Below are 8,887 nucleotides of genomic sequence, written 5' to 3' on the forward strand. Positions count from 1 at the left end.
TTCTGGCCGGAAGTTACCAGTGGATGATGATTTAGGAGCTATTGCGTATTATCAGCCGGATGTGGTGAGTTATTCGGATTATTATCTGTTTGGGATGCAATTAGATAGCCGTCATGCGAGTTCGGGAGGTTATCGATATGGGTTTAATGGTATGGAAGCCAACGACGAGGTCAAAGGCTTAGGAAATAGTTATACAACCGAATGGCGACAATATGACCCACGTGTTTCTAGCTGGCTGTCAACTGACCCTTTAGCACATGAGTTCTCTTGGAATAGTCCTTATGTTTCTATGAGTAATAACCCTATATTGCGAATCGACCCAGATTGTGACGCAGATGGGATATATATAGACGAAGAAACTGGTGAAGTTTTAGGTGAAGATGAAAAAGGAGTTGATGACGGATTGGTACATTATACTAGCAAAGAAAACTGGGATAAGTTTGCAAATTCACCTGCAATAAATAAAAGTGAATTACTTAAGTCTGGTTCAAAAACAATAAATATTTTTGATGAATTAAGTAAACGAAAAGATGAATTTTTAACAGCAACTGATGAATATTCAATTCCAGAATTAGATGAAGATATGGGGTATGGTATGAGTCTTTTGGAATCACTTATAATAGCTAGTACAGAATCTACAATAAACACATCCTTTAAGTACCCTGAGCCTAAAGCTACTACAGCTTCCGCAAATAAAATTTTACGAGGTTTGTCAAATGCTGCTAGTAAATTAAGTACTGCTTGGCTTATAGTTGACAAAGGTAGTAAAATCTATAATGCATATTTAAATAAAAATTATAATAAAGCTGCTCAAGAAACAACTGTTTTAGCTGGTTATGTAGTTGCTGGTAGGATGATGGGAGCGCCTCATCCTTATGTAAAGCTTGCTGGTTGTGTAGTTTTGCTTGGTACAGGAGTTTATGAGTGGTTAACTGGTGAAGAAGCAGAAGAAGATGTAAAACTTAAGTTATGACATTTAATTATTTAGATTTTATTGTTAAGTCAACAAAAAAGTACCGAGAAAACTTGGCTTATTTAATTTGTATAGTCTCATTTCTATTAAGTATCTTGATTGTTATATTCACTAATGACGATAGTTTAAACGAGTACTCTAAAGCTTTTGGCAATGTTCAAAGTATTAAAAAGGATAATATTAAAATGAAATCTAGAGTATCTTACCAATTCAATGAAAAGGTGTTTGTAGGTGTTATCTCGATTAAATTAAATGATTCGTATTATTACATAAACCAAGAGTATAAAAACAATTGGGATGATATTTTAAATAATATCTTACCCGATGATTATATAGAGGGGTATTATCGCACTGAAGAAGGATATAATTTCTTAGTACATATTCAAAAAAATGATTTACCTATTTTATCAATTAATGAAACGAAAGATAGTCGAATAAAAGCATTAATTTTATTCTCAGTTCTTTTTATCATTTTTCTTTTTATTTTGGTAACCATGATATATCAAAGAAGAGTATGGGTAAAGAAGGGGAATATTACAATTGGCCCTTTTTATTAGGTAATGTACCAGATTAGCATGCGGGGTAGTGTTTCAGATGTGTTGATAACAGGAAAATAAAAATTTCATGATACTTGTGGTATCAATTTTCCTATACCCATTCATGAAGCCTTTGTTTGAAAATTGATTGAATTTACTACATGCTTCAGCTCGTGTAATATCAATTAATTCTATGCGAGTGTTTAAGTAGGGTACTGATGGTGAAAGTGCTGGAGAAGTGACAGAGTTGTTTTCAAAACAAATGAAAGGTGCTGGAAAATTTGTTGGTAAACTCGTACGTATTGGTGAGATTGCGGGAACTAGTTATTCTTGGTGTCAAATTTATAATGACCCACAAAAATCTGTGCAACCAATAGAGGTGTTGTTTGACTTATCAGTAGGAACAGTTATGACCGTCCTTTTAGTAATTGGGGTGTAAGTAATCCTGTAGAATGGATTGTGGGTGGAGCTACAGGTATTTAATTTATAGAAGCTTTCAAGATGATTAATAGATTTGAAAAATTTTGGTGTGAAATATTTTTAGTTATACGTTCTGCTCAAGATGAAGATGATGTTAAGTTTGGACAAATATTTTCAGTTCTTGTTGTTGGATTATGTATTTTGGGTAATTTACTTACATTATCATACATAATAGATTTATGTTTCGGCTTAACTATTCCAAAAAATTGGATTAAGGTAATTTTTTACTTCGCTATATTCACTACAATAATTCTTTTGATTTTCATTTATCTAAAATATATTAGAAATAGTAGATATGTAGAATTAGCAACTAAAAAAAATTTTGTTAAAAACAGAAAGCCTTTCTTAATATATGTGTTGAGTTCTATGTCCTTAATATTGTTAGTAATATATTTTATGCAGAAATAGGCGAGTAACTCGGTCGTGTACTAGATTTATGATGAATGAAATTAATTTAATTAACCATTTGTTTTTAAAATTGGGGATTCAAATTTTCCATTTACACACTACAGTAGAATGGAAAGTGTAGTACATGAAGCTGGGCACAATTCAACAGGTCATGACCATAGTCATCAAGGATATGACTACAACACAACTGGTCTGCAGAGTAATAGAAATGGGGAAGTGTATCCAACTCAAAAAAATACAGAAAGTATAATTAATAACAGAGATAAAAGTACTGGATTTTAACATGAAATATTTAATTATTGTTTTATTCTTTATTTGGAAAATAAATCTTTCAGCTCAAATTGATACGATTGATATTTATTACGCACATGAAGTTTGTTCTGATTCAACTCCTCTAAATTGTTGGTTAGCTACTGAAGGGCTTTTTGTTGATTACTTTATAGCATTTGATGGTACACTTAAAGGGCTGGTTGATTCAAAAGACATACATTGGTACAGTTATAACAATTTTAATGACAGTAATTCAATTTTCAATATAAACATTACCGAAAGAAGTTACCTCGATTCAAATTATTTAATTGATAATATTCGAAATGATTTGTTTGCATCTAATGTTGTTTTAGCTGAATTTTTGTATAACTATATTCAAGACTCGCATCAGAAAGAAGATTTATTGAGTATACAATTTCCTAAATTTAACAAATGGCTAAAGAAGAAAAAGAATCAAAAAAAGCTCTTCAATCAAGGTTATGATTTTGATGTTTTTACACACAGAAATGCAGTCTATAACATCACTTCTCATAAACTTTACAATATATATAAGGCTCGGGTCGCCGTAATTAAAATGGAAGGATTTAATTTGAGAAAAACTATTGATTATAGTATTTCTGCAAAACGATTTTCATTTAATTTGACATTACTTAACAGATATTATATTTTAAGTATTTTTGAATTTGAGTTAATAAATATTGATGATATTTTGGTAAATGGAGGGTATGAACATCTCTGTGTTGGTCGGGTAAAGGGGTAGGTAGTGATGTACTTGTCGTATTTGTTTGTTCAGGATGTAAATGCAGCGGCAGTAGTGGAAGATTTCTATTATGTGGCTGATGTGAAAAGTTATTCGGATTATATGCCGTTTGGGATGCAGATGCCAAACAGGAATGGAAGTACAGGAGACTACCGTTACGGCTTCCAAGATCAAGAGAAGGATGATGAGGTCAAGGGAGAAGAAAATAGTATAAATTATACATTCAGAATGCACAACCCTCGTATTAGTAGATTCTTTGCGGTTGACCTGTTGACTGCTCAATATCCACATAATTTACCTTACGCTTTTGGTAAAAATAGAGTAATTGACGGCTTGAGTTAGAAGTAGTTTCTGTTAATGAAATTTGGGAACCAGAAGGTCATGTTTTGTATTCTGCATCTGGAGCAACAAAGGCTAATATGGATTTAATGGGAGCATTTAAAGTGGCGAAGATTAATGGTCAGTAGGTATCTATGGTCCCAATACAGGAAATTATCTTGGTATAGCACATAATAATGGAACATATGCGGATTTTGAACCTACAGGTCAACGTAGTCTGAAAAATTCTAATTATAATTGGGAAGCTAAATATGTCGTAGGTAGTGAAAGAGCTTCATACCAGTCATTTAGTGGAAATGTTGGTCCTGTAGCACAATCAGATAAGGTTTTATCTAACTGGTTATAATGCTAATTATAGTGAAAAATTAGGTCAAGTTGTATGGAGAAATCTCACTAATTTATGAGCCGATGGAAAACTTGGTCATTGGGATTCTGAAACAGGTGAATTTGTTAATAACATAGCCCCTTATAGCCCCGAAGCAATATATGAGGGGTGGAAAACTGTTATGAAGAACCCTTCAAGTTACGTACCCTATCCAAACGTGAAAATTCCTCTAATGTAGGGGCAAAAAACAAGTAGTAAAACATGGGGGCAAGCGATGTCAAAGGCAAAAGGTAACTCAAAAGAAGAGAGTTGGATTAATCGAGAACTAAAAAGGATATTAAACCAGGGCTTATTATTCCAGAGCCTAAGCAGAAAGAATCATCAGAGGATGAATAATAATTATTATCATAAACTATTATATTAGTATTAAAGAGAATGAGAAACATAAAATTATCAAGCCTTTTTTTGTCTATATGTCTTTTAATTATTGCTGGGAATATTATAGGGTGTTCTGAAAAGGGAATTATCCAAGATAATACTCTTAATAACCAGTTTGATTTAACCATGTGTAAATGGCAAATTGACTCATTAACTCTTGGTGAAGCTTTTCAGAATGATAAAGTAGACCAATATTCGGGGCAATCGAGAATTTCCAATCTATTTGTAAAAGAACTTTATGAAGCGGAAAGTGATTTAATGTATTTTGAGTTCAAGAAAAATGGTCGAGCACATTTTGGATTTTTGGATTCAATTAAACAAGAAGAATGTAATTTTTCATATTCTCATTCTGAGAGTCAAATAACTTTTAGTTTGACAGACCCTTTTTCTCTTCAAACTGAGAATTATAATGTAGAATATTTCTTTTCCGAAGATGATGTTGCTCCTTGCTTATTAATTAATGATTCTGATTATGTAATATATTTCTTGAGTTGTAAATAGAGATAGACAATCCCAAGGCAACCTCCAACACTTTCTCAGACTTGTCCGACAGTATAGGCGGGAAATCACTTCTGATATTCGGTGCTAATACTAATGTAATCAATTAGTTGGTGGCGGTCGTGCACCAGGTTATCTGCTTTTTTTCAAATGAATTTAGGAGTCCAAACATCTGTAATGCTATGAACTGTAAATGCTGTAATGCCATTTGCAAAAAAGCAGGCAAACAAAAAATCGGTATACAAAAATACAGGTGTAAATCATGTGGGTACTATTAGCAATCTCACTATACATACAATGTCTGCACAAAAGAAGTTCACGAACAATTTTCCAGAATGTATGCAATGGGTTGTGGAGCACGTAAGATGGCAGTTTTCTTAGGGGGTAGCCTGATGACATTAAAACGATGGATTGCTAAAGCCTGGTATCTGCAACCGGACACGTCATCTTTTGAGTCAGACAGAATATACGATATTGATAAACTTCAGACCTATGTTGGAAAACGAAGTAATAAAGTTTGGATGACGTATGTATGGGGAAATGATGGAAAACAGGTAGCTACACTTAATGTAGGAGGAAGGAGTTCGGAAGATCTTAGAAGTGTTAGCTCAAAAGTGATTGAATTGATTCCTTCAAGCGTAAATACGGATCGTTATCCTGCCTATGTAAACTTACTCAAAGAAGTTTGCCATAGAAAAGGAAAACGTAAAGCCAATCGTATTGAACGTCAACATGTAAATCTCAGAAAAGATGTAACTTGCCTGATTCGTGAAACAATGTGTTACCAAACAGGTGATAAAATCAAGCTTGTTAGTTTCAATGAAAATTCAAATTCAGTAGTTGAAGAAAATATTATTACAAATATTGAATCTAAAAATGAAGTCCATAAAATGTATAATCTTGTTTTGGAAGATGGAAATACTTATATTGTAGACGGTATAGTAGTTTCAACCGAAAATTCTACAGTTGTAGATTCATTTCAATATTTTCAATTATATGTTCCCTAGAAGCTAGAAGAATAAATTTCCATTACATAGATATTTAGATGGCATAAATTTATGCCGCTATTTTTTGTATATTGAATTTTGTTCGTATTAAAACCATTAAAAGAAAATAGCAGAAGTTTTTTACATAGTGTATTTATTATGGGGTATACAATTTTTGATTATTTAGCATCGGAAGAACAAAGATATAGAATGAGTATTTTTATATCAGTTGGCGTAACCATAGCCACATTAATTATGACTGTGATAGTTTTATTGACTAACTCCAAGTCACTTAACTCATATAATAAATATAAGGGGACTGTTGTTAAGGTTGAGTTTACAACGATTAAAAAGCCTTCAAGACAAACATTTGAAATTAATCAATTAAGAGATTATAAAGTTTTAATGATAGAAACGAATAACAAAAAATTTTATATCGGAGATGATTTTGCACCTTATTGGAAAGAGGTTCAAAATCAAATAAAATCAGGAGGAAATATTACTGTTTATTATAGTATAAATCCGAGAAACAATAATCCTGTAATAGCACAATTAGAAAATGATGATCAAATAATAGTCCCAAATTCTTTCAAGTATCTGCAAGGGGTAGATTTTATTATCTACATTACAGTGGTTTTGTTTTTTGCGATTGTGATGTTGATAGGGTTAATTAGAAAAAGAAAATTGCTAAAGATGAAATTATGGTAGGTGGGTAGTGTACTCAATTAGTTGGTAAGATGAAATGTAGACATTGCGTAGGAATCAGTAGTATTAAAAAAACAGGTTGACAACTCTATTTTTCAATGAATTTTGCTTATTTTTATTCTGCAAAACGGAAAAAAGTTCTTTGAATTAAATAATAATCATTTAGGGAATCTGTTGGCATACGGACAGGAGTAACCGCTTCGATTTCGGGTAATCGTCTTAGAGTAGACAATTTGGGTCAGTGGAATGGTATTTTATGTGTTTTCCCGACAGTAGTCGGAAGAACGTATACGGTTCACTATACATTGGGATTGGATGGAGGTCCTAAGTTGACCCCGTTTGTTCGAAACAATATCACCTCTGCCAATATTCAGGTGCAGCATATTACTTCAGACGGACGTTATACGTTGACATTTGTAGCACCGAGTTCAGAGACGATGTTTGCTGATACGGGTACGCGATCGATGTACTTGTCGTATTTGTTTGTTCAGGATGTAAATGCAGAGGCAGTAGTGGAAGATTTCTGTTATGTGGCTGATGTGAAAAGTTATTCGGATTATATGCCGTTTGGAATGCAGATGCCGAACAGGAATGGAAGTACAGGGGGAGTATCGTTATGGCTTCCAGGGACAGGAGAAGGATGACGAGGTTCACAACAGTGAAGGAACGAGTTATACAGCAGAATATTGGCAGTATGATAGTCGACTGGGTCGTAGATGGAAGAGAGACCCTATTGTGAAACATAATGAAAGTCCATATGCAGCATTTGCAAATAATCCGATTTGTTTTTTGGACCCCGAATGGAGCCGACTCAATAAAAGCTCCAAATGGTAGTACTTATGAAGCTGGTGAAGGCTATGAATCAACATATGATGGTCAGTTACTCGTTGGAGAAGGATTAAAAACACTTATCTGGGATTCTAGTGTTGATAGAGTTGACGAATCTGGTAATACAGGAGGTTATAGGCAAGCATCTGAAGATGATTTGACAAAATTCTTTGGTGCTAATGGTGATGACAATTCATCTGACTTTTTTTCATCTATGAAAAATATTGAAATAGGGTTCTCTATAATTTCCTATTCATTTTCAGTTTATAAAAAAATAAATTCAACGAGTTAGGTTGGAGGTCGGTTAAAACAGGAAAATGGAACTCTATTAATGATTTAAAACCTCAATCAAATGGGAAGTTTGTGGAAGGGGTGGCAGGCAAAAGAATAGGTTTCAATCATGCCAAGCTAAAAATTGCAACCGTTAAGAATATTGGGGGGGGGAAATTATTTCTTGTCGGTACACTATATGATGGGGCTAAGTTAACGATAGCTCTGGCAAACGGAGATGCCGATATGGCGTTTGAAGCGGGTATGGATTTAGCTATGGGAACACTCATGTTTGCAGGAGGTGTTCCTGGTTTAATTGTTGGTGGTATATATTACGCTATTGAATACACTATTGAATACACTATAGGTTGGGACACTGTTATTGATAGTTCAGTAAAAGCTTCAAAAGCTGTTGATGAAGTTTATAATGAAGCAATATATCAAATGAATCAGCCTTCCTCATGGGTAATTCCCTATTTTTCAGGAATGTTTGAATAATATTGATTACTTTAAATATGCTAAAATTGTTAGAATTTTACTTTTATCATTTATACTCCTTTTGGAGAAATTATGTTAATAAGCAGTGGGATAAAGATTACATTTTACTCACTCCATTAATATTTGCATATGCTCAAATTCTTTTGCCTATTGCTTGGTTGGTAATTTTAGTTTTTATTAATACCGCTGTTTATAAAAATGATTCATCTACTTTTGATTCTTATGCTGGAATTGGGTCAATAGTATTGGGGATAATCTTTTTGACTGTTCTTTATTTACTCTTTGAAAGAAAAAAAAGATACCTTGATATTGAAAAAAAAATTGACTTTTATTATTCAATTTATAAAGAAAAAGAAAATATTCATAAGGCATTTGTCTTCATATTTTTATTTATCTCTTACGTATCCGTAATTATTGTTGGATGGGTTGTAATCAAGGGGTAGTGTACCAGATTTATTGCTCATATGATTTGTTGTAATTTGCAAATGAAAAAAAAAGGGAAGACTTTGAAGGGAATACAACGTCATCTGTGTAAACAATGTGGCTCGACTAAACAGGAAGAATATCGCAATA

At 33.0% G+C, this 8,887-nt stretch carries 13 protein-coding genes; all 13 read left to right on the forward strand.

Features of this window, described 5'->3' with window-relative positions; genetic code table 11:
• Positions 1 to 973, forward strand: a 973-nt coding sequence (locus tag ABDZ97_RS12295; RefSeq protein WP_343788079.1) for an RHS repeat domain-containing protein, incomplete at its 5' end; no start/stop codon positions are given.
• Positions 970 to 1,530: a hypothetical protein gene (locus ABDZ97_RS12300; RefSeq protein ID WP_343788081.1), complete on the forward strand. Its 561-nt coding sequence runs from the start codon at positions 970 to 972 to the stop codon at positions 1,528 to 1,530. The genes ABDZ97_RS12295 and ABDZ97_RS12300, both read left to right, overlap by 4 nt.
• Positions 1,531 to 1,747: 217 nt before the next feature.
• Positions 1,748 to 1,948 carry a hypothetical protein gene (locus ABDZ97_RS12305; protein ID WP_343788082.1) on the forward strand — a complete coding sequence of 67 codons (201 nt, stop codon included), beginning with the start codon at positions 1,748 to 1,750 and terminating at the stop codon, positions 1,946 to 1,948.
• Positions 1,949 to 2,680: 732 nt separating this feature from the next.
• Positions 2,681 to 3,427 (forward strand): hypothetical protein, encoded by a 747-nt coding sequence (locus ABDZ97_RS12310; RefSeq protein ID WP_343788084.1) that lies wholly within the window; start codon positions 2,681 to 2,683, stop codon positions 3,425 to 3,427.
• 3 nt (positions 3,428 to 3,430) lie between these two features.
• A complete protein-coding gene (locus tag ABDZ97_RS12315; RefSeq protein ID WP_343788086.1) occupies positions 3,431 to 3,769 on the forward strand; it encodes a hypothetical protein in 339 nt (112 codons plus the stop codon).
• Positions 3,770 to 4,526: 757 nt separating this feature from the next.
• Positions 4,527 to 5,030, forward strand: coding sequence for a hypothetical protein (locus ABDZ97_RS12320; RefSeq protein WP_343788088.1), 504 nt, complete (start codon positions 4,527 to 4,529; stop codon positions 5,028 to 5,030).
• 362 nt (positions 5,031 to 5,392) lie between these two features.
• Positions 5,393 to 6,034 carry an IS1 family transposase gene (locus tag ABDZ97_RS12325; protein WP_343788090.1) on the forward strand — a complete coding sequence of 214 codons (642 nt, stop codon included), beginning with the start codon at positions 5,393 to 5,395 and terminating at the stop codon, positions 6,032 to 6,034.
• A 138-nt stretch (positions 6,035 to 6,172) separates the two neighbouring features.
• Positions 6,173 to 6,721 carry a hypothetical protein gene (locus ABDZ97_RS12330; RefSeq protein ID WP_343788092.1) on the forward strand — a complete coding sequence of 183 codons (549 nt, stop codon included), beginning with the start codon at positions 6,173 to 6,175 and terminating at the stop codon, positions 6,719 to 6,721.
• Between the two features lie 230 nt (positions 6,722 to 6,951).
• Entirely contained in the window at positions 6,952 to 7,362 is a 411-nt protein-coding gene (locus tag ABDZ97_RS12335; RefSeq protein WP_343788094.1) for a hypothetical protein, read from the forward strand.
• Between the two features lie 101 nt (positions 7,363 to 7,463).
• Positions 7,464 to 7,838, forward strand: a complete 375-nt coding sequence (locus ABDZ97_RS12340) for a hypothetical protein (RefSeq protein ID WP_343788096.1) — start codon at positions 7,464 to 7,466, stop codon at positions 7,836 to 7,838.
• Positions 7,839 to 7,909: 71 nt separating this feature from the next.
• Positions 7,910 to 8,314, forward strand: coding sequence for a hypothetical protein (locus ABDZ97_RS12345; RefSeq protein WP_343788098.1), 405 nt, complete (start codon positions 7,910 to 7,912; stop codon positions 8,312 to 8,314).
• Between the two features lie 17 nt (positions 8,315 to 8,331).
• Positions 8,332 to 8,757, forward strand: a complete 426-nt coding sequence (locus ABDZ97_RS12350) for a hypothetical protein (protein ID WP_343788100.1) — start codon at positions 8,332 to 8,334, stop codon at positions 8,755 to 8,757.
• Positions 8,758 to 8,778: 21 nt separating this feature from the next.
• The coding region (locus ABDZ97_RS17665; protein ID WP_425542658.1) for an IS1/IS1595 family N-terminal zinc-binding domain-containing protein at positions 8,779 to 8,887 on the forward strand (109 nt) is incomplete at its 3' end.

This window comes from Wandonia haliotis (assembly GCF_039523435.1).
Classification (GTDB): Bacteria; Bacteroidota; Bacteroidia; order Flavobacteriales_D; family Crocinitomicaceae; genus Wandonia; species Wandonia haliotis.

Excerpts from the sequence above, each read along its gene's own strand:
- ABDZ97_RS12325 (WP_343788090.1), top strand. The coding sequence starts at position 5,393 with ATGGCAGTTTTCTTAGGGGGTAGCCTGATGACATTAAAACGATGGATT.
- ABDZ97_RS12310 (WP_343788084.1), top strand. The coding sequence starts at position 2,681 with ATGAAATATTTAATTATTGTTTTATTCTTTATTTGGAAAATAAATCTT.
- ABDZ97_RS12300 (WP_343788081.1), top strand. The coding sequence starts at position 970 with ATGACATTTAATTATTTAGATTTTATTGTTAAGTCAACAAAAAAGTAC.
- ABDZ97_RS12340 (WP_343788096.1), top strand. The coding sequence starts at position 7,464 with ATGAAAGTCCATATGCAGCATTTGCAAATAATCCGATTTGTTTTTTGG.
- ABDZ97_RS12330 (WP_343788092.1), top strand. The coding sequence starts at position 6,173 with ATGGGGTATACAATTTTTGATTATTTAGCATCGGAAGAACAAAGATAT.
- ABDZ97_RS12350 (WP_343788100.1), top strand. The coding sequence starts at position 8,332 with ATGCTAAAATTGTTAGAATTTTACTTTTATCATTTATACTCCTTTTGG.
- ABDZ97_RS12320 (WP_343788088.1), top strand. The coding sequence starts at position 4,527 with ATGAGAAACATAAAATTATCAAGCCTTTTTTTGTCTATATGTCTTTTA.